This window comes from Granulicella rosea, from assembly GCF_900188085.1.
Lineage (GTDB): Bacteria > Acidobacteriota > Terriglobia > Terriglobales > Acidobacteriaceae > Edaphobacter > Edaphobacter rosea.
The window spans coordinates 37,613-58,856 of the sequence record NZ_FZOU01000008.1 but is presented as its reverse complement, the minus strand read 5'-3'; the positions used below and the strand labels follow the sequence as shown (position 1 = coordinate 58,856).

The window sequence follows — 21,244 nt, the reverse complement described above, 5'->3', positions numbered from 1 at the left end:
GATTCTACTTCGTCTGGCTCCGCACCGCGGCGATCTCGAAGTCGTGCGCGATGCCCTGGACGGAGTAGACGCGGAGCAGGACCTCGAGTGGCGCGCTGTCGTCCAGTTCGCGCCCCTTGAGCATCTGCTTGAGCTTTTCGCCCGACTCCGGGCTGCTGAGGAACTCCATCGCCGCCTCGGTGGCCTCCATGCCGGTCCCATCCAGAATGAGGACGTAGCCGGTATGCGCGAGGTTCGGCAGCAGCGCGATCGACGCGTAGCTGGTGCTCTCGGTGGACCAGTTGCCGATCACGGCGTAGGAGCCAGGCTCGCCCGGCAGCGGATTCCGGTTGAGGAAGGCGTGCGTGTGAGTCGCGGGGTCTTCCTGCTGGATGAAGTTGAGCTTCGGGTCGAAGAGGCTCAGCCACGGACTCTTGCCGATGAAGATGAAGTTGCCGCGCTGCAGATCCTGCATGTTGATCATGCGCGAGTAGCGTGGAGAGATCTCCTTGCCGAAGCTCGCGGCCACCTTCGACGAAAGCAGCATGACGGAGGTGTCGCCAAAGCTGGTGTAGCGTCTGACGGCGATCAGGCGAACCATCTCCTGCACCTCCGGCGAGACCGCGCCCGACATGACGTTGTTGGGGAAGTTGGGCGCGGAGTATTCGCTGATGCTGACGTCGCGGTGAAGGATCGCTTCGATCAGCAGCAGGTTGGTATCGGCCGCGACCACCGAGACGGAGTTGTTGCTGCGGAAGATGTACTGCGTGATGAGGTTGCTGTTGCGCGGCGCGGCCAGCGGCATGCCGGCGGCCGCAACGGCCGACGTCGCATGGGTGCGCATCGCGAGGACCGACAACCCAACGACGATGGCGATGCCCGCGGCGATGGCGATCCACCACGGACGCAGCCTCGCCGGCGCGTGTGCGATCTCTTCTTCATGCGCCGGCGCGAGCGGCGCAACGGCCTCCGGCTCGACGGGTTCTTCCTTGACCTTGTCGACGGGGCGGTCGCGGAGCTCGAACCGCGGAATGTAGCTGCCGCGCGGGATGACGATCAGCAGCGGCTCGTCCTTGCCCTCGGTCGCGAAGTACTGGTCGAGTTTGCGCCGCAGGTGGCCGACCTGGACTCGCACGATGTTGTCCAGTGTGCCGTCAAAGTTGGGCGGCCGCTTGAGCACCTCGCAGGCGATGTCGCGCTCCTTAATAGGATAGGTATCGTGCAGGGAACGATGGACGACATAAAGCAGAATCTCGCGAAGCTGGCTGGCGCGGGCCAGAACTTCGCTGGCGGCGATGCGCTTCACCAGCGCCTGCCACTCTTTCTGGTCGGGGGTCAGGATCGTTGGGTCGCCGGCGGCCGCCGGAGGTTCCACAAAACTGGGCATCGCTAAAATCCCTTCGAAGTCCTAAGTTGTTGCCTGACAGCGTTTTTACCGTAGACAGACTGTAAATTTGCTTGCTTCTCGGTGCGTCGCAACGAACAATCGAACACGCAATCGGCAGTGAAGTTTTTCTACCCCGAACAGACCATGAGTCTCATGTCCACTGCATCTTACTCGCGTTTCCAGATCGTTGTCAGCAGTTGGATTCGAGCATGCCGCTCGGTCGCCCGGCGCGCTGTCGCGCCGCTTGCGCTGGTCTTGGCGCCGATCGGCATGCTGCATGCGCAACAACCGGCGAAACCATCCATCCAGCCCTGGATGGCGCTTGGCCTGACGCCCGATGCCCGCGCGGCGCTCGTCCTCGGCGAGATGACGCTCGACGAGAAGATCGCCATGGTGCATGGCGCGGAGTGGGAGCACAACATCTGGGTGAACGGCGGCGCGAAGCCCGTGCCGACCGAGATGGTCAGCGGCGCGGCAGGCTATGTGCCGGGCGTCAAGCGGCTCGGCGTGCCGGCGATCCAGATGGTGGACGCCGCGCTGGGCGTCACGCGCGGAGGCTATGCGGGCCGATACTCCACCGTGCTGCCGTCGGCGATCTCCGGCGCGGCGGGCTGGGACGCCAGGATGAGTTACGAGTACGGCGCGCTGGTGGGACGAGAGTTGAAGGACGCGGGCTTCAATATGTCGCTGGGCGGCGGCGTGAATCTCGACCGGGAGCCACGCAACGGACGCAACTTCGAGTACAAGGGCGAAGACCCGATCCTCGCCGGGACGCTCGTCGGCGCGGAGATTCGCGGGCTGCAGGCGCAGGGAGTCATCGGCGACATCAAGCACTTCGCCGCGAACGACCAGGAGACGCTGCGGACGAGCGTGAACGTCGTCATCGACGAGCGATCGATGCGCGAGACGGAGCTGCTGGCGTTTGAGATCGGCATCCGGGATGCGCGGCCGAGCGCGGTGATGTGTTCCTACAACAAGGTGAATGGGCCGTGGGCATGCGACAGCCCGCATCTGTTGACCGATGTGCTGAAGAAGGACTTCGGCTTCGAGGGATTCGTGCTGTCGGACTGGAAGGCGACGCACAGCACCGCCGTGGCGGCCAACGCCGGCCTCGACATGGAGATGCCCGACGGCGGTCATTTCGGCGCGCCCCTAAAGGCTGCGGTCGAAGGCGGCACGGTGCCGGCGGCGCGGCTGGACGACATGGTGCGGCGGATACTGCGGGCCGAGTTTACGGCTGGGCTCTTCGATCACGCCGCTGCCCCGCGCGTGACGGATGTCTTTGCAGGTCTGGCCTTCGCCCAGCGCGCGGCGGAGCAGGGCACGGTGCTGCTGAAGAACGACGGCGGTCTGCTGCCGCTCCAGCCCGCGAAGCTGCGGTCGGTCGTGCTGATCGGCGGACATGCGGATGTAGGCGTGCTGGCCGGAGGCGGCTCGGCGCTGGTCGACCCTCCGGGAGGCAGCGCCGTTCCCACGCCGACCCCGCGCTCCCCCGTATACGACCCCTCCTCGCCGCTGCTGGCGCTGTGGGAGCGGATGCCCGGCGTCGATGTGCGTTATGTTTCGGGCGACGATCCGGCGGCTGCGGCGGTGGCGGCGCGCGCGGCCGACTTGGCGATCGTCTTCGGGGTGCAGCCTTCGCGAGAGGATACGGATCTGACCAGCCTCGCGTTGCCGGATGGACAGGACGCCTTGATCGCCGCGGTGGCCGCCGCGAATCCTCACACCGTCGTCGTGCTGGAGACCGGCGGCGCCGCTACCATGCCATGGGTCGCAAAGACCCCGGCGATCCTCGAGATCTGGTACCCAGGCATCCGGGGCGCGGAGGCCCTGGCGCAGGTGTTGCTGGGCAAGGTGAATCCCGCAGGTAAGCTGCCGATTACCTTTCCTCGCAGCGAAGCCGATCTGCCTCGACCTGTACTTACCTCGCTTACGGATAAGTCGCCGGTCGTGACTTACAACGAAGGGCTGCGAATTGGTTATAAGTGGTATGAAGCGGAGGGTAAGACGCCGTTATTTCCGTTCGGTCATGGTCTTTCGTACACACATTTCACTTACTCGGGACTCCATGTCGATCCGCGCGGCGCTTCGGTTGCGTTCGATGTGCGCAACGCTGGGAAAGTCGACGGCGCGGAGATCTCGCAGGTGTATGTCTCACTGCCTGCGGACGCCGGCGAGCCGCCGAAGCGGCTGGTTGCATGGGCGAAGACGCAGCTTGCGGCAGGCGAGACGAAGCATGTGGAGCTGCCCATCGATCCCCTCTATCTCTCGATCTTCGATGTGGCGGCGAAGCGCTGGCGCACGGTGGGCGGCAAGTATGTCTTTCGCGTCGGCGGCTCTTCGGCCGACACCCCTTTGAACGCAACTGCAACTCTGGCCGCGAAGTAAGCGAGTAAAAACATGAGTCATCCCGAAAGCCGTATCTTGCGCACGATCGCTTTTCTTTGCCTATGCTTCGGCGTGTCTCTCATCCTTCCCGCGCAGCAGGTTCTGCAGACGATCGGCTTCGTCGATACGGCGGGCAAGCCCTCGGGCTTTGTGCTGGAGAGCGTCAAGCGCGATGGGGTTCCGCTGCGCGCGGAGGATCTGCATCATCGGTTGCTGTCGCCGGGAGTGCATGAGCTGACAGCCGATGTTACGGGATCGAGCCTGCAGGCATGGGAGATTTCGATTGCCGACCGCAGCGCCTACTACGGCTTCGGCGAGCGCTTCAATCAACTCAACGAAGCACGCAACGTCGTCTATAACTATTCGAACGATTTAAATGGAAGTAAAGGAATGGGGAGTTATAAACCCATTCCATTTTTTATGAGCACGAAGGGCTATGGCCTTTGGGTGGATACTTACTCCGAGGCCAGCTTCGATCTGAACAGCCAGTCCGCAGTCGCGACGCCGCACCTCGTCATCCGCATGATGGAGAAAAAACTGCGGCTGGTCGTCATCGAAGGCCCGCGCTTTCCATTGATTCTCGATCGTTTCACCGCCCTGGCCGGCAGACAGAAGCTGCCGCCCTACTGGTCGTTCGCACCTTGGAAGAGCCGCGATTATCACCTTAGCGAGGCGGACGTCTATGAGGATATCGAGAAGACGCGGCAGCTTGGACTCCCCGCGTCCGTACTGGTGTTCGATAGCCCGTGGGCCACGAACTACAACACCTTCCAACTGAATGCGAAGCAGTTCGCCGATCCGCCGGCGATGGTGAAGCGTGTCCATGACGCAGGCTTCAAGTTATGCCTTTGGCTAACTCCTTTTACAAACAGTTTGACGGATATGCCAACCGAACCCGGCTTTGCGAGTAAGATCCCGCAGACCGCCGCGAGTAACTACGCGGAGGCAGCGGCCAAAGGGTACTTCGTCAAGGACGATGCGGGAAAACCTTACCAGACGAAGTGGTGGAAGGGAACGGGCGCGCTGATCGACTTTACCAATCCCGACGCGAAGCGCTGGTGGCAGGCACAGGTTCGACAGGCCGTTCAGCAGGGCGCGGACGCCTTCAAAGACGATGCGGGTGAAGGCGAGTTTGTCGGCGATGCACGCTTCGCCAGCGGCGAAGATACACGCCTGATGCGTACCCGCTACACCGTGCTTTATAACCAGGCGATGGAAGAGGTCATCGAGCGAGATCTGAAGGGAAACGGCGTACTCTTCAGCCGCAGCGCGTCGGTCGGCAGTCAGAATCTGCCCTTCGCGTGGGGCGGGGACAATGCCGAGGACTTCCACAATGAGAGCGGCCTGCCCACGGTGCTGCGTGCAGGCCTCAGCGCGGGGCTCTCGGGCATCTCGTTGTGGGCGTCCGATACGGGCGGCTACGTGAAGACGCAGGCGCATACCGTCGACCCCATATTGTTCAGCCGGTGGACGGAGTTCTCCGCCTTCTCGCCAATCATGGAGGTTCACTCGGAGTTGAATCTCGGCCCATGGGATTACGGCCAGCAGGCGCTCGATATCTATCGTAGATATGCGGTGCTGAACATGAGCCTCTTTCCGTATCGCTACGCAGCCGCTCAGGAGAGCGCGCAGAACGGTATGCCGATGATGCGCGCCCTGGTGCTCGATCACCAGGACGACGACATGGCGAGGCTGGCCGAGGATGAGTATGAGTTCGGACCAGACTTCCTTGTGGCGCCGGTGATTACAGGCGGGACGCAGCGCACAGTGTATATTCCCGAAGGGCTCTGGCGCGATGCATGGACGGGCAAACTTGTGCCCAGCCGCAAGACGATCCTCGTCGATGCGCCGCTCGACATGCTTCCGTTGTATGTGCGCGACGGCGCCGTGATTCCGAAGATTCCTGAAGACGTCATGACGCTTGTACCTGCGTCTCAGGTAAAGATTGCGGGAGTGCCCGCGCTCGATAACAGGCGCGTCTATGAGATGTATCCGGCGTATGTCGAATCCGGCGGCAGGGAGACGGTAGACTTCGAAGGCCGCAAACTGGTGCGTTCGGTAAGAGCGGATGGCGGGCGTCTCACCATCGACGGCGCCGCGGCGGAGATCGAGCTGCGATGGCGGTTTGAGAGGCCGATGCATGTGACCGTCGATGGAAGGAGCGTTGCGGTGCAGACGGGCGAGCATGGCGACTTCATTCGCTTGCCCCATGCTGCGCATACGGAGGTGAACTGGAGCGTGCCTGCGACACCGATTCTTTCGGGCGAAGATCCTTCGACGCCGGTCTCGCGGTTGGGTCTTCCGGTCTGGCGCGCACGGCATGAACGCAAGCTGTCGGAGAAGGCTTCGGCTGGCAAGGTGGATGTGGTCTACCTTGGAGACTCCATCACCGAGCGTTGGGAGTCGGGCGACTACAGGCCGGTGTGGGATTACTACAACAAGGATCGGCATGCATTGAACCTGGGCTTCTCCGGAGATACTACCGGCAACTTACTATGGCGTATGACGACGGGCGGCGAGTTGGATGGACTTCACCCCAGGGTCGCGGTATTGCTCATCGGCACCAACAACACCTCGGAGAAACATACGGACTGGACCGCCGCGGAGGATGTGCAGGCGATCGACCGAATCGTTAGCGAGGCGCGTATACGCATGCCTGAAGCGAAGATCATTGTGATGGGCATATTGCCTGCCGGAAAGGGCCAGGAGAAAGAAGATCTCGACGGTGCGATCAACGCCGAGCTTCAGAAGCGATATGCCGCGGGCAGCGTCGATGGCGTGGAGTTTCTCGACTTATCTTCCGTCTTTCGCAAGCAGGGTAAGTTGCAGACCTGCCTTTATGCGGAATCGCGCACCACGCCGCCGGAGGGAGCAGTGCATCCGACGCCTCTCGGGCAGGCGCGCATTGCCGCGATGCTGGAGCCGGTGCTTGCAAGAGATCTGGGCGTCGCGGCGAAGCAACCCTTTGTGTTGACCGATCCACTCTGCCGATAAAGTTCGAATCTATAAGTGAGGAAACCATGAATAAACTGCATCTACTCTTACTCCCCGTGGTTGGACTTAGCTGCGTTCTGCATGCGCAGACGGAAAACTCCATGCCGGATATCACGCAGCAACAAACGTATAAATTGATGCGCGCCTCCAGTAAAGAGGCCACCGGCGGCAACGCGGACTATCGCAAGGTCACGCCCGGCGAGACGCTCACCATCCTCGATGCGGACGGTCCCGGCATGATCTCGCATATGTGGTTTACGGTGGCGATGTCCGAGCCTTATTCGTTGAAGCGCATCGTCATGCGCATCTACTGGGATGGCGAAGAGAACCCCAGCGTGGAGACGCCGCTTGGAGACTTCTTCGGCCTCGGCCTTGGCATCGTGCAAAGCTGGCAGTCCACCTTTCTCTCGGTCGGCAACAGCCAGGCGATGAACTCGTTCTTTCCCATGCCCTACGGGAAGCACGCCCGCGTGACCATTACGAACGAGGGCAAGACCTCGATCAATTCGCTCTACTACAACATCGACTATCGCAAAGACAATCATCCGTTGCCGCCGAACACGCTCTACTTCCACGCGCAGTACCGCCAGGCGCAGCCCAACAAGGGATGGACGAATCAGTGGTATGAGAACTCCGACCCGATGATCAACTACAAGCGCAACACCGACGGCAAGGATAACTACGTCTGGTTCGAAGCGAAGGGGCACGGTCAGTATATCGGCGTCACCATGTCGATCCTGCAGAATCAGGATGGCTGGTGGGGCGAAGGCGACGATATGTTCTACATCGACGGAGAGACGATGCCGGGCACGATCGGCACAGGCTCGGAGGACTACTTCCTCGGCGCGTGGGACTTCGGCTCCGCCTTCTCCTATCCCATGTACGGCGCGCCGGTGGTCGAGAAGGAGATCGCAGGCAGCCGGTCGAGCGTGTATCGCTTTCATCTCGATTCGCCTGTGCCATTTACGAAGTCGATGAAGGCGACGATCGAGCATGGCCATGCCAATCAACGGTCGGATAACTTCTACTCGGTTGCGTACTGGTACCAGAGCGAGCCGCATATGCCGTTCCCGGCGCTACCCCCGGTGGACGATCGTATCCCCAGGCTGCAGATCGTGGGTGGACCGGGAAACGACAGCCCGAATAAGCCTGCGGGCAGTCTTCTTCCACGGTAAGTTGTAAGTCGACAAAGAAATGCCGGGCGACATGCCCGGCATTTTTCGTTCTCTTACTTCTTCGGCATATCCCAGTTATCGCTGCGGAAGGGCGCCATCGGCAGATCCGCGCTGTTGTAAACATTGCAGCCGACGGGATCCTGCGAACGGGCGTAACGCACCGCGACCGGCTCCGCAACCTGCGGGCTCGATACGACGATGGAAGTGCCTTCGATGATCGCCGTCGCGGGGTAGAACTGTCGATCTGCGCCCGCGATCGCAAAGTTCGGGATGGCGCCTCCGACTGCCTTCAGGCCGCTTGCATGCGATAACTCGACACGAATTTTATTGCCTTCGATCTTTATTCCGGTATAAGTTGGGCCAGTATCTTCGATGTTTTCCTGATAGACACGATGCAGGGCAAGCATGGCGAGGCGTTCGCCGACCGGGCGCTTGTTATGCGGATGGATATTGCCGGATTCGCCCACATCGATGGCGACGGCCATGCCCATGTCGGGCAGCGATTCGACCAGCTCCTGCTGCTTTTCGCGCATGTTGTCCCAGCCGCCGCTCCACTCGCCGTGATTCGGCAGTTGAACGAGGTAGAAGGGAAGATGCGGCTGGTTGAATTGCTCGCGCCAGCTCGTAATCAAGTGGGTCATCAGAGTGGGATAGGCATCGGCGTGGTCGGCGTTGTTCTCTCCCTGGTACCAGATCGCGCCGCGCATGGCATAGTCCCTGAGCGGGTGAATGTTGCCATTGTAGAGCGCGCTGGCGACCATGATGGTGCGCAGGGGCAGAACAGGCTCGGATCTCGCCGCCTCGGCGCTCAACGGCGCGCCCTGGTGCTCCAGCCGCCAGGTCCACGGGCCCCATAGCGGGATCTTCACGGCGTCGTTCTTGCCGCTGCCGGACTCCGGCACGCTGAAGTTCGTCAGCTTCGACCCCATATAGAGCCCTGCCGGCTGACGCGCGAAGACGCGCACCACGATGGTGTGGACGCCGGGCTTCAGCAGGGAAGCCGGCACCGGATACGCGATGTTGTGACCATCGGGCAGCGCATCGGTCGCGGACGCCCCTACTTTGACGCCGTCAAAGTACGTCGTGTCCACCTCGCGCATCGGGCCAAGATCGAGGTTGGCCGGCTTGTCGTATTTGCGATCGGGAAGCGTAATCTCCTTGCGCATCCATATACTGGCAGCGCCCTTCAAACCCATCGCGGGGCCGGTATTGGGCAGGGAGGTGCTTTGCCAGTCCGTCGCGAGCATCGCCTGTTTCAGGTCGGTGCTGCCCGTGTCGCGCGCATCGTTCGCGGTCTCCCACGCGGCGAGGTTGGCCTTCATCTGCTCGGGCGGCACGGCGGCGCGCATCTCCGCGAGCTGCTTCGTCGCGGCGGCGGAGAAGAGAGGATCGGCCTGCAACAGGGGAAAGGGCGTCCACGCCTCCGCCGGCGTATTGCCGACCGAAGAGTTCACGATGCCGACCGGCACATGCAGGGCCAGCAGCAGCGTGCTGCCGAAGAAGTAACTGACCGCCGAGAAGTTCTTCGCCGTCTCCGGCGTTGAGACGACCCACTCGCCCTTCAACGTATCGGTGGGGTCGACGACAGGATTGCGGGCTACGGTAAAGATGCGGAGCTGCGGATGGTTCGCTGCGGCGAGCTCCTGCGGCAGGTTGCGAACGATGGCCAGACTGATCTCCATGTTGGACTGCCCGGAGGCCAGCCAGACCTCTCCGACGAGCAGATCGTGGATGGCGATCTTATTCGAAGGGCCGGTGACCTTCATCTCATACGGGCCGCCGGCGGGCATGCTCGCCAGCTCCACACGCCAGTTGCCGACGGAATCGGCTGTGGCCTGCAGCTCCTGCCGGCCCAGCTTTACCTGAACGGCTTCGCCCGGCGCGGCTGTTCCCCAGACCGGGATCGGCCGGTCGCGTTGCAGAACGCCATGATCGCTGAACAATGGGGAGAGCTTGACCTCGGCCGAGGCGACGGCTGTCAGCGCCAGATGCGCGAACAGCAGGGAGCGAAATTTCATGCGGCGGTCTCCAACGAACTCCCTCAGTGTAGGGCGCGGGCTTTGGCGCTGTGCAGTAACAATTACCGTAAGGCGGTCCGATCCCCGCGGCGGTTACGTTGCAGCGCGCGAGGAGACCCGCCCCGCACCATCCTGCTGACGGAAGCAGCCCGTGTCCTATTGCCGCCATTGTGTCTCACGGCTCCGTGCCGGGGTGCGGGCGCGCCCTCCGATGCCGCGCTAAGTATAAGAAAAATCTAAGAATTACCGTAAACATTCGATTCGATGACCGTAACACCCTTCCAGTCGCGGCGGTGGAACGCATAGGTTGATCGCGTTCGGTAAGACAGCCCCGCGGCGACATCCAACCTGCCCCGGTCGCTGCTTTCAAGTATCGCCCAGGAGATCATCATCATGAATAACCGCTTCACGTCTTCGTCTCTCACCAGAGGCATGTTCGTCGCCACTGCCTTCGGCTTGCTCATGTCCACGGTCGGCTGCGGTATCGGCGGCGGCGGCGCCGATACCGCAGCGTCCACCCAGGTTGCGGCCGCCACGCCGGCCTGGGGGAATGTCCACGGCGGTCAGCAGCCGGTAACCGGAGCTGCCGTAACGATCTATGTCGCGGGCGTGAATACGCCAGGCTCGGGCACGGGATATGGCTCCGGCGCCGTCGCGCTTGCCTCGACGACCACCGACAGCAGCGGCGCCTTCAACTTTCCGGCGGGGACTTACACCTGCCCCACGCCGACCCAGCAGGCGTATATCGTTGCGAGCGGCGGCAACCCCGGACTGACCGGCGTGAACTCCAACATCACCCTGATGGCCGCGCTTGGTCCCTGCCCAGCCGGCGGCAACCTCATCGCCACGGTTCCGTATATCGACATCAACGAGGTGACGACGGTCGCGGCCGTGTGGGCGTTGCAGCAGTTCATGGCTCCCCCGGCGACCGGCAACGTCGGCGCTCCGCAGATCGGCGCGCCGAATACGACGTACAGCAACGGTCTCTCGGGCGGGAACGCCATGTCGGTCCAATCCGCCGTGCAGGGCATGAACAACGCCTTCGTCACTGCGAAGGTGCTGGCCGACGTCTCGACCGGGCTATCGCCGAACACCGCCTACAACGCGTACGCGACCCCCGAGACCGCGAAGATCAACACGCTGGCGGACATCCTCAGCTACTGCGTGAACAGCGATCCGGCCAGCTCGGCGCACTGCCAGAACCTTAGCAACGCGACCACGCCCGCCGGCCAGACCACGGCCGTCGATACCGTGCAGGACGCCTGGTACATGGCGCAGAATCCGATCAATAATCTGACTACGCTCTACGGATATATCTCGGGCAGCGGCACGCCCTTCCAGCCGTACCTCGGCGTTCCGGGCGGCGTCTCGGCCGCCTACTTCAACGACACGACGATCGCGATCAACTACGCGCCGCTGGGTCCGAATACGCTGCGCGGAGTCGCGAACGCGAACGACTTTGCCCTGGCCAATGCATCCGACGTCGCCATCGACATGTACGGCAACCCCTGGTTCGTCAACCGTGCGCAGGTGGCTGCTTACAACGGTGACGGACTGGTCTACACCACCTACGTCGATACCCAGAGCATCTCCGAACTGGGGGTCGACGGCAGTGTGCTGGTGAACCAGATCGCGTCGTACACGCCCTCGACCACGGGCGGAGCGATTCCGCTGTTGACCACCCCGCCTGCGGGTGGATCACGCAGCTTCGGCGCCTTCCCGGGCGATCTCGCCATCGACCTGACGAATCGCGCGTGGGTGACCAACACGATCGACTACGCGGGCTCGTACAACGCGAAGGTTGGTACGACGGTGGTTGGGGTCGGCAGCGTCGGCATCTTTCCGGGATCGACCGGCGCCGGCACAAATGCCATCGGCGGCAATGCGAACCTGACCAACGGTACGGGATACGTGACCGGCGCGCAGCCCTTCGGCATTGCGATCGACGGCAGCAACAATGCGTTCATCAGCACGAACGCGACGCCGGCCTCCAACGTCTTCGAAGGTCTCAGCTTCGCGAAGATGTCCGCGACGGATGGCAGCGGGTACACGGTCGCCACGGGCAATGCGGCTGGGCTGCCCACCAACGGACAGGCGTTCCTCGACATCGACACCAACCCCAGCGTGACCGGCGGTCTGGTATGGGCGGCGAGTCCGACGGCCTGCGCTGTAACCGGGCAGCTTTACTCCGGCACGAACAGCACGACCGACTACGGGCTGATCTCGCAGTACTCCGGCAGCACGGCGGCGGCGCTGGGCGGCAGCGAGGTGGCGACGTCGCTCTCGAACGCCTCGACCGGCGCGGGAACTACGGGCATCACCGGCAACTGCGGCGCAACGACGGACTATGTCGGCCAGGTGGCCTCGACTTCCTTCGCAAACCCGTACGCTCTTGCAGTCGACCGCAATAACGGCGTATGGATCAGCGATCAATTCAACGCGACAACCAAGAGCGGCTTCGACGGCCTGACGTATCTCAGTGCGGCGACCTCCTCCGCGGGCTCGATTCCCAGCAGCTATTACATCTTCAACGGCGTGCTGCCGACCTCGGCTACTGCCAGCACCCCTGCCGTGGGCGTCGCGGGTACGACGCTGACCGCCCCGGCCCGCCTGGCGGTGGATGGCAATAACAATGTGTGGGTCACCAATAGCGGCAACTCAAGCGTGACCGAGGCGACCATCAATCCATCGACGGGCGCCATCACCTTCCTTACTCCCGGACAGGGGACCAACCCAATCATCAGCGGCACGACGAAGGAGTTCGGCAACAACACAGCCGGCGCCTATGGCGTTGGCTTCCTCCACACCCTCGCTACGCCGACCGGCATCGCCATCGATCCCTCGGGCAATGTGTGGGTGGCGAACCAGAGCAACAACGGTTCGCTCGCATACACCGCGTCCAATGGTTCGAAGCCCTTTACGGGCTACTCGACGACGATGATCGTAGGCGCGGCGGCCCCGGTCATTACGCCCAAGGCGCTTGCGGTGAAGTACTCCAAGATCGGCAGCAAGCCTTAGTTTGTAACACCTGCCGATCGTTTTACAGAACGTGGAGAAGCAATGCGCAACGTTGTTGGATCCGTACTAATTCGCATGGTTGTCTTCGCCGTGACAGGCGGTGTGCTGGGGTGCAGCTCCGGCTCCAGCCCCGTCCCGCCCGTCACGGTGACGATCTCCGGAGCAGGTCAGGTCCGGGCCAGCGCGAGCGCACAGCTCTCCGCAACCCTCACGAACACGAACAACACCAACGTCACCTGGCAGGTCAACGGCGCGGCTGGCGGTTCAGCCGCGACCGGGACCATCTCAGCCACGGGATTGTATGTGGCGCCCGCAACGCTGCCTTCTCCGAATGCCGTCACCATCACCGCCATCAGCCAGGCATCCCCTTCAGCGAGCGCCTCTGTCCAGGAGACGATCCTGAACCCTCTCCCCATCCTGGCCGCCGCGACTGCGACGCCCACCGGCTCAACGGGCGCGCTGCTGCTGGATGTCCGCGGCTCGGGCTTCGTCGCGGGCTCACAGATACAGCTCGCCGGCGCAACGCAGACGACGCAGGTCATCTCCTCCAGCGAGTTGCAGGCGACGTTCAACCCACTGGGCGCCGCATCTGTTACCGTTTCGGTGACAAATCCCGATCCCGGCTCTTCCCTATCCAATGTGTTGACCGTGTCTCTGCCGATCGTGATGGTCGGCGTATCCGGCGCGGCGCAGACGAGGCTCGGCCAGACGACACAGTTTGCGGCGACCGTCAGCGGTAGTTCGAACACCGCGGTGACCTGGCAGGTGAACGGTGTCACTGGCGGCGCGACCGCGACCGGAACCATCTCGGCGACGGGGCTTTACACCGCGCCGGCGGTCCTGCCCGCGCCTAATACGGTGACTATCGCCGCTGTAAGCCAGGCATACACGACCGTGTCGGGCTCGCTGCAGGAGACCATCCTCAATCCTGTTTCGACGGTCAGCGCGGTGGTTCCCACCCTGACCAACACGGCAGGCACAGTGCTGCTGGATGTGACCGGCACGAGCTTCGCAGGCGGCGCGCAGATACAGGCTGGAGGCTCCAGCCTGACTACGACATGGATCTCCGCGACCGAGCTGCAGGCAAACTATAACCCGGCCGCGGGCGCAACCTCCGTCACCATCACCACGCTGAATCCCAACGATGGCGCGATCGCCTCCAACGCACTGACGGTAACGCTGCCCACGATCTATGCCTATACCGGGCCTGTGCCGGCGGACGAGACGCTTTCGCCTTACTTCACCATGTCGGCGGGCGGAGTGCCGCTGCACGCTTACTGGTCTACCGTGCGCTCAGTCAACTTCGCGCAGTTCAAGTCGGGATTTACAGGCCAGTACTACTATCCGGACGCTCCCTACAACGCGACCTCCGGCATCGCGACCTTCGCCTCCATTCAACTCAATGGGAGCAGCCAGGTTTCGATCGCGCCCGTCTCCGGCTACCCGAAGACAGGCGCCATTACAAGCTCCAGCCAGGTAAAGATACTGCCCGCGGGCGCGATCGATCCTGCCGCCATCTCGATCGTCAACGGCGCCATCCAGTTCACGGTCGCGCAGACGGGTGTGCCGCTGCAACTGACGATCGAGGTCGATGGCGACTGGCTGAACTCCGTCCATCTCTTCGTCAATCCATTCGAGGTGGCCCCGGTGGGCGGCTCCATCATCCCGCCGGGCTACATCACCCAGGCCACGATCGACTCCTATAAGAGCCCCTATATCTTTCAGCCGGGAGAGTACTGGATCAACGGCAATATCGACTTTCGCGGAGACTCGGATATTTACCTTGAAGACGGCGCCATTCTCAAGTGGGTCACACCGTTCTACCCGCAACTGAACACTAACCCCATGATTACTCTGGGTGGCAACCCAGCGGCCCCGAACGTCAACATGTATCTGCATGGCTCAGGCATCATCGATGGACAATCGGCCCAGCAGTATGCGGCGAACAACGGCAATGGCTGCGGATATAACGCGCTGCTGCTCGCCATCAACAACCTCAACCTGACGGCGACGAACAAGGCAGGCGTGGATGGCGTCATTCTGCGCAACTCCTGCACGTTCAACATGCCCATCAGTAAGGTGGTGGGCTATCCCTCGAATCACTTCGTCATCAACAATGTAAAGATACTCGGCTTTCAGGGTAACTCCGATGGCATCGACATCTTCACCGACCAATATCTCGATATCACCCACTCTTTTTTTCGTACCGCTGACGACCTGATTGTGGTCTACCAGCAGAATATTCCATCCGCTTATCCGACGGCGCACATCACGGCGACGAACAATATCCTGTGGAACGAGTTAGCGCATGCTCTCGCCGTCGGGTCGTCGGATAACTCCACCTTGGCCTCCGACCCCGTCGCCGTGGACACCGTGCTCTTCGATCACAACGATGTGATCCACGACACGGGCAAGGCATTTCTCCTCGGTGTATTCCAGACCGAGTACGGCATCATCCAGAACATCACCTTCAGCAACAATACGATCGAAGAGACAAAGTCCGCGATCGGCGTCTTTACCAGTCCTGCTCTTGCAACCTCGAATCCCGGGGTCATCGGGTCCGTCACCTTCAGCAATATCAACATCACCGCCGCGCAGCAGGTCAATACCGTCAACACCTATGTCGTGCCGCTTCCCAACATACAAATGCTCGTGCAGCTTCCCTATGGCGACAACTATATCGGCGATGGAACCACCACCAGCGCAAGCCCCGCGGTGATCCAGGGCCCCATCGTCTTCAACAACGTCGTCGCGGATGGCAAGCCGGTCGTTGCGTACACCAATTCGCCGGGTTATCTCAACGCGCTGGGAAATGCAGTGCCGGAGAACGTGATTGCAGCAGGCGTGACCTTGCGAAATGCGACCTACGGCGCCTTCATCAATGAGCCCTCACAGGTCGCGGGCGACATCCTGGCGCCTTACTGCGGCAGCGCGCGCTGTCCGTTGCAGCCTTAGCCTCATCGCTTCGCATCGACGATCTCATTGCAACGCACAGCACCATGGTAAGGAGCAAGTGAATGCCGGCCCGAATCTTCCCACTCTTTCGCGCGTTGTTGCATCACGCTTTCGCGCGTACGAGCCTCATTCGTGGTCTATCTCTTCTGCTTTGGGTTGGAGTTCTTACGCATCGAGCGCTCGCCCAGGGAACCGATGTCGCACGGTATAACCCCGTCGCCGATCCCGCGGCCACTGTCCTTGCCGGACATGCACGCTTCACCGTCTTGACTCCGCAGTTGATCCGTATGGAATGGTCTGCGGAGAATCGTTTCGAAGATCGCCCATCGCTGGTCTTCCTGAACCGGCGCATGCCTGTGCCGGCCTTCGAACAGCGCATTGAGCGCGGCGTACTTCATCTGCACACCGCGAGTGTCGACCTGACCTACGACACACGCTCGCGGGATGCATTCACCGCGGCCAATCTTCAGATCAAGTTGCGTGTCGCGAACCGCATCGTGACGTGGCGCCCGGGAGACTCCTCCAGCGGCAACCTCATGGGCACCACGCGAACGCTCGATAACGCCGTCGGCGAGAAGACCCTCGAGCCGATGGAACAGGGCTTGATCTCTCGCGACGGTTGGGCGCTCGTGGACGATTCCGCAAGACCCTTGTTCGATGCCGACGACTTCACCTTCGCCAAAGGCGAAAAAAGCCCATGGCCATGGGTCATTGCACGTTCGCCGGGCGCCGCGCTCGACTGGTATTTCTTTGCGTATGGACATGCGTATCGGCAGGCGCTGGGCGATTTCGTGCAGGTCGCCGGCCGCATTCCGCTGCCACCGCGCTTCGCCTTCGGCAGTTGGTGGTCGCGCTACTGGGCCTATAGCGATGAGGACCTGAAGACGCTCGTCCATAGCTTTCAACAGAACACCACGCCGCTCGATGTGTTGGTGGTGGACATGGACTGGCACAAGACCGTCGGCAGACTGGCGGGCGAACGGGATCAGTCTGGGCATCTGCTCGGCTGGAGCGGCTACACGTGGGATAATCTGCTCTTTCCTCATCCCGCTGAGTTACTCGACGACTTACATCGCGAGGGAGTGAAAGTAACCCTTAACCTGCATGAGGCCTCCGGTATTCAACCATGGGAAGAAGCTTATCCAAACATGGCGAAGGCTCTGAAGATCGATCCTGAAACACGCCATTACGTGCCCGCCAACTTCACCGATAAGAGGTTCACCGACGCGGCGATGGAGTTCGTGCATCATCCGCTCGAAAAGCAGGGCGTCGACTTCTGGTGGCTCGACTGGCAACAGGAGAGCACCACCGGCATCGCGAATCTCAACCCGACATGGTGGCTCAATTACGTTCACTTCACCGACCAGCAGCGCGAGGGCAAACGCCCTCTGCTCTTCCATCGCTGGGGTGGGCTTGGCAATCATCGCTACCAGATCGGTTTCTCGGGAGACACTTACTCGACGTGGGATTCGCTTGCCTTCCAACCATGGTTCACAGCGACGGCCGCCAATGTCGGCTACGCCTATTGGAGCCACGATATTGGCGGTCATATTCCTGGCGAGGTCGACCCCGAGCTCTATACCCGCTGGGTCCAGTTCGGCGTGCTGAGCCCCATACTGCGCACTCATACGACCAAGGCCGCCGATGGCGAGCGACGGCCTTGGGCCTATCCCGAACCATACTCCGACATCATGCGCGGCAGCTATCGATGGCGGCTGTCGATCGAACCATATCTCTACACGGAAGCTCGTAAGACGTACGACACGGGGGTCGCGTTCCTGCATCCTCTTTATTACGATTGGCCCGAAGAGTCCGCCGCATACAACACCCGCAATGAGTATGTCTTCGGTTCGTCGCTGATCGCCGCGCCTATCGTCAAACCCATCGATCCGGAATCGAAGCTGGCTTCGCAGACGGTGTGGATACCGCCCGGAGAATGGATCGAGACATCCACGGGCACTCGTCTGCAGGGGCCTACCCAGGTGGAGCGCAGCTTCTCGCTCGATCAAACGCCGCTCTATGCTGCGGCTGGCGCCATCATCCCGATGCAACCCGAGATGCAGGCTACCGGCCAGTTGCCCGTGGATCCTCTGATCGCCACGATCTACCCGCTGCAGCAATCGCAGCGGTCGAGTTACACGTTGTATGAAGATGGCGGCAATGCGGAGGCCTATCAGCATGGCGAATGCGCGTGGACAGGCATACAAGCCAGGCAGATGGGCGACGATCTCACGGTTGAATTTGTGCCAGCGCGCGGCACATATCCCGGCATGTTGCAGGAACGGCGTCTACGCGTTGTCCTGCCCGCGGACTGGCCGCCGACATCCGTCACCGTGAATGGCGCTCCTCTCGATGCCGCGTCTGAGCATGATGCGACTGGCTGGCATTACGATGGCGACACGCTCTCCACCATCGCGACGACGCGCGCTTATCCGGTGAGCGAAGATGTCGTGATCGTCTTCCATCGCGAGAGCGGTATGCTCCGGCAGAGAGCCCTGCTGAACGGCTTTCCAGGTTCCATCGCACGGCTGAAGGCGGCGCTTGGACTTCTGAATGCGTCGTGGCCCGCGGCGCTGCCGCCGAATGTGTTGATCGAGGCGGCGCAGACCGGCGATCGCATCGGATACCGGCCTGCCAGCGCAAAATCCGAGCTTATATCGTTCTGGGATAGATATCGTGAAGCGCAGGCTTCCGTGGAAGAGTTGCGCAAGAAGGCCTCTCTCACGGATAGTCAACTGATCGATCACGTCGCCGTCCCGGGAGACATGGAGAAGATCAGGAAGTCGTTGCCGCTGTTTCGCACCGGCGTGATCGAGGCCACAGCCTTGCTCAAGGATGGTCAACCCGCTGGAGACAACGCAGTGCTCTCCCACGGATCGAAGGGCAAGCCCGCCGAATAATGGAATGGATTGAGGACATATTATGTTGAATAACTTGCAGTCTTTTTTCTTATCGCTCGACGCGCGGGCCTCATCGAAGTTTCTTTCGCCACGCAGCGCTGCGCTCTGTCTCTGCCTGATGGGAGCATGGATGGGTCCGTTATGCGGCGCTGCCTCTGCACAGCAGGTGAGCAACCATGCGGTGCGGATTGAGGTAAGCAAGACGGGCGCACAGCCGGAGGAGACGATCTACAGCAGAGTCGACGACGCCTGGGCGCCGGCTTTGTCCGCGACCGCCTCCACGGTGCGCGTCACGACCGGCGACGGGATGAAGGTCTGCGCGCTCACTCAGACGCGCGAGATCGAGCATGGCCTGCTCCTGCAAGGAGACTGTGGCGTTGGCCAGTATGAACAGCGCGTCACCTTCTCCGCGGTGGATGATGTACTCGACGTGACGACGAGACTGATGCTCGGAGCAAAAGCCAACGTGCATGCGGTCGAAGATCGCTACGACTTTCTGCCTGAACGGCATGCATCGGTGGATGTTCTCAACGGGCCTCTGGACTTCGTGTGGTCGCAGAACATCAAGAGCCAGGTGGACGATGTTGTCGCGACCAATCAATTCAAATCTCCCGTCGTGATGATGCAGCAGGGAGAGCTATTCGCGGCGATCACACCCGTGCTCAGCGACCGTCTTGTGGAGCCGCTGGCGCTCGATCTCGATGTCACCTCGGACAAGCATCCCTGGATGTCCTACGGAGCCATCACCTCCACGCCGCACGGACATAGCTACTATCGGCGCGCGGTCGACCAGCAGCCCAGGGTGGTCGCGCAGGAGATCGTCTACTCGTATCGCATCACGGTCTCGCGTCAGCCTGTGAAGCTTGGCTATCGCCGCATGGTGCGTGACCTCTGGACCCAGTATGGACACCCCGCGCTGCTGGATTCGCCGGACATGCAGCGGAACACGATACGGCCTGAACTTGTCTCCTTCACCGCGTGGAGCGACGAGGCCTGGCACGCCTATGCAGACAAGGTTTATTCGGAGTGGGACTGCGGCGGCAAACGATGCGGCACGCTCGCCAGTAACCGCAACGTACTGGGCGATTGGACGCAGCGTGGATCGCATCCCGACGCCTGGTTCAACGCCTGGTTCCAGACACTGCGCACCGCGTATGGCTGGTACCTGGAGGGAAAGAAGACCAACGACACCGCGATGATGGCGAAGGCGGATAGCGTGTTGACGCTCTCTTTGACGGCTCCGCAGAAGGAAGGCGCCTTCGACACGATCTATCTTCGCGAGTCGAATAAGTGGTATCCCGACGATGGCTGGGCCGGCTATGCGGAGGATTATCATGCGTTCTGCATGTCGTGGCAGGCCTATTGGATGCTGCGCTGGGCGGTCGATCTGGAGCCGCAACGCAAGGCGGAGGTGATGCGCTTCATCGAGCCCTATGCGAAGTTCCTGCTGAAGCATCAGCTCGCAAGCGGCGTCATTCCATCCTGGTACGATGCCTCGTTCAAGCCACGCGCGGACTTTCGCGACTTCAATGGAGAGACGGGCGCATCCGCGCTCTTCCTCGCCTACCTGGGTTCGATCACGGGCGACCAGCAGGATATCGCCGCCGCCGAGCGGGCCATGAACTTCGTCACCGAACAGGTGATTCCGCGACAGCGCTGGTTCGACTTCGAGACCTACTTATCCTGTGCGCGAAAGCCATACGACTTCTTCGATAAGTGGACCGCGCAATATCCGCAGAATAACCTGGCTGAGATACAGACCGTGCAGGCCTGGTTACTGCTTTATCAGACGACGCATAAGAAGCTCTATCTCGATCGCGGTACGGCCGGGCTGGACTACCTGTTGCTGACGCAGCAGGTGTGGAACAACCCCATGTTCACACCGCGCCTGCTTGGCGGATTCACCACACAGAATACGGACGCGGAGTGGAGCGACGCGCGTCAGGGATATGCGGCGACGCTCCTCTACGATTACTTCCGCGAGACGGGTAACTTCGAATATCTGGAGCGCGCCGTATCCGCCGCGCGTTCCACCTTCGCGGTTGCGCCGTATGAGAACTGGGCGCATAACGGTCACCCTGACGGCCCCGGCGCCATGACCGGCTTCCACTGGGGCACCGGCAGTGCGATGACGTCGATTGAGATGCTGTGGCCCGCGCTCGGCGATGCATATATCGATCTGAAAGCGGGTAAGGGCGTGGGTTTTGACGAATGCAGCCTGCGCGCTGTGGTCGTCGGCGGCGAGACTATCTCGTTCGAGATCGACTCGCGCAACCGGCAGCGAATGTTCTCGGTCCACTTTGCCAACGTCGATCCGGCGCGGCAATATCTTGTCTCATGGAACGGTAAGTCCGCGAAGAAAGTTACAGGCAAGGACTTACTTGCACACGGTCTTACTGTAGGTCCCCTGTAACTCATGAAAGGAAGTGC

General features: G+C 61.6%; 9 protein-coding genes. 7 read left to right on the top strand and 2 right to left on the bottom strand.

Annotation, left to right across the window (positions count from 1 at the left end; all coding sequences use genetic code 11):
• Nucleotides 1–4: 4 nt before the first annotated feature.
• Nucleotides 5–1,366 (bottom strand): hypothetical protein, encoded by a 1,362-nt coding sequence (locus CHB87_RS18435; protein ID WP_089409922.1) that lies wholly within the window; start codon nt 1,364–1,366, stop codon nt 5–7.
• Nucleotides 1,367–1,519: 153 nt separating this feature from the next.
• Between CHB87_RS18435 and CHB87_RS18430 the strand changes: the two genes are divergently transcribed.
• The 3 genes from CHB87_RS18430 to CHB87_RS18420 all read left to right on the top strand — a co-directional run bounded on the left by CHB87_RS18430 (nt 1,520) and on the right by CHB87_RS18420 (nt 7,923).
• A complete protein-coding gene (locus CHB87_RS18430) occupies nt 1,520–3,754 on the top strand; it encodes a beta-glucosidase (RefSeq protein WP_089409981.1) in 2,235 nt (744 codons plus the stop codon).
• 72 nt (nt 3,755–3,826) lie between these two features.
• Nucleotides 3,827–6,748: a TIM-barrel domain-containing protein gene (locus CHB87_RS18425; RefSeq protein WP_176441852.1), complete on the top strand. Its 2,922-nt coding sequence runs from the start codon at nt 3,827–3,829 to the stop codon at nt 6,746–6,748.
• A 26-nt stretch (nt 6,749–6,774) separates the two neighbouring features.
• Nucleotides 6,775–7,923 (top strand): glycoside hydrolase family 172 protein, encoded by a 1,149-nt coding sequence (locus tag CHB87_RS18420; protein WP_089409920.1) that lies wholly within the window; start codon nt 6,775–6,777, stop codon nt 7,921–7,923.
• 53 nt (nt 7,924–7,976) lie between these two features.
• Here CHB87_RS18420 and CHB87_RS18415 read toward each other — a convergent pair whose 3' ends face one another.
• Complete coding sequence (locus CHB87_RS18415; protein WP_089409919.1) at nt 7,977–9,941, bottom strand: sialate O-acetylesterase; 1,965 nt, start codon at nt 9,939–9,941, stop codon at nt 7,977–7,979.
• Nucleotides 9,942–10,334: 393 nt separating this feature from the next.
• Here CHB87_RS18415 and CHB87_RS18405 point away from each other — a divergent pair, with 393 nt between their 5' ends.
• From CHB87_RS18405 to CHB87_RS18390, 4 genes are all read left to right on the top strand, one after another.
• Nucleotides 10,335–12,959, top strand: a complete 2,625-nt coding sequence (locus CHB87_RS18405) for a beta strand repeat-containing protein (RefSeq protein WP_142988424.1) — start codon at nt 10,335–10,337, stop codon at nt 12,957–12,959.
• Between the two features lie 42 nt (nt 12,960–13,001).
• A complete protein-coding gene (locus CHB87_RS18400; RefSeq protein ID WP_142988423.1) occupies nt 13,002–15,914 on the top strand; it encodes a glycosyl hydrolase family 28 protein in 2,913 nt (970 codons plus the stop codon).
• Between the two features lie 62 nt (nt 15,915–15,976).
• Nucleotides 15,977–18,814: a glycoside hydrolase family 31 protein gene (locus tag CHB87_RS18395; protein ID WP_089409915.1), complete on the top strand. Its 2,838-nt coding sequence runs from the start codon at nt 15,977–15,979 to the stop codon at nt 18,812–18,814.
• A gap of 130 nt (nt 18,815–18,944) precedes the next feature.
• On the top strand, nt 18,945–21,227 hold the full coding sequence (locus CHB87_RS18390; protein WP_142988422.1) for a hypothetical protein: 2,283 nt from the start codon (nt 18,945–18,947) through the stop codon (nt 21,225–21,227).
• The last annotated feature ends 17 nt before the right edge of the window (nt 21,228–21,244 follow it).

Excerpts from the sequence above, each read along its gene's own strand:
- CHB87_RS18415 (WP_089409919.1), bottom strand. The coding sequence starts at position 9,941 with ATGAAATTTCGCTCCCTGCTGTTCGCGCATCTGGCGCTGACAGCCGTC.
- CHB87_RS18400 (WP_142988423.1), top strand. The coding sequence starts at position 13,002 with ATGCGCAACGTTGTTGGATCCGTACTAATTCGCATGGTTGTCTTCGCC.
- CHB87_RS18395 (WP_089409915.1), top strand. The coding sequence starts at position 15,977 with ATGCCGGCCCGAATCTTCCCACTCTTTCGCGCGTTGTTGCATCACGCT.
- CHB87_RS18430 (WP_089409981.1), top strand. The coding sequence starts at position 1,520 with ATGTCCACTGCATCTTACTCGCGTTTCCAGATCGTTGTCAGCAGTTGG.
- CHB87_RS18390 (WP_142988422.1), top strand. The coding sequence starts at position 18,945 with ATGGGTCCGTTATGCGGCGCTGCCTCTGCACAGCAGGTGAGCAACCAT.
- CHB87_RS18405 (WP_142988424.1), top strand. The coding sequence starts at position 10,335 with ATGAATAACCGCTTCACGTCTTCGTCTCTCACCAGAGGCATGTTCGTC.
- CHB87_RS18435 (WP_089409922.1), bottom strand. The coding sequence starts at position 1,366 with ATGCCCAGTTTTGTGGAACCTCCGGCGGCCGCCGGCGACCCAACGATC.
- CHB87_RS18420 (WP_089409920.1), top strand. The coding sequence starts at position 6,775 with ATGAATAAACTGCATCTACTCTTACTCCCCGTGGTTGGACTTAGCTGC.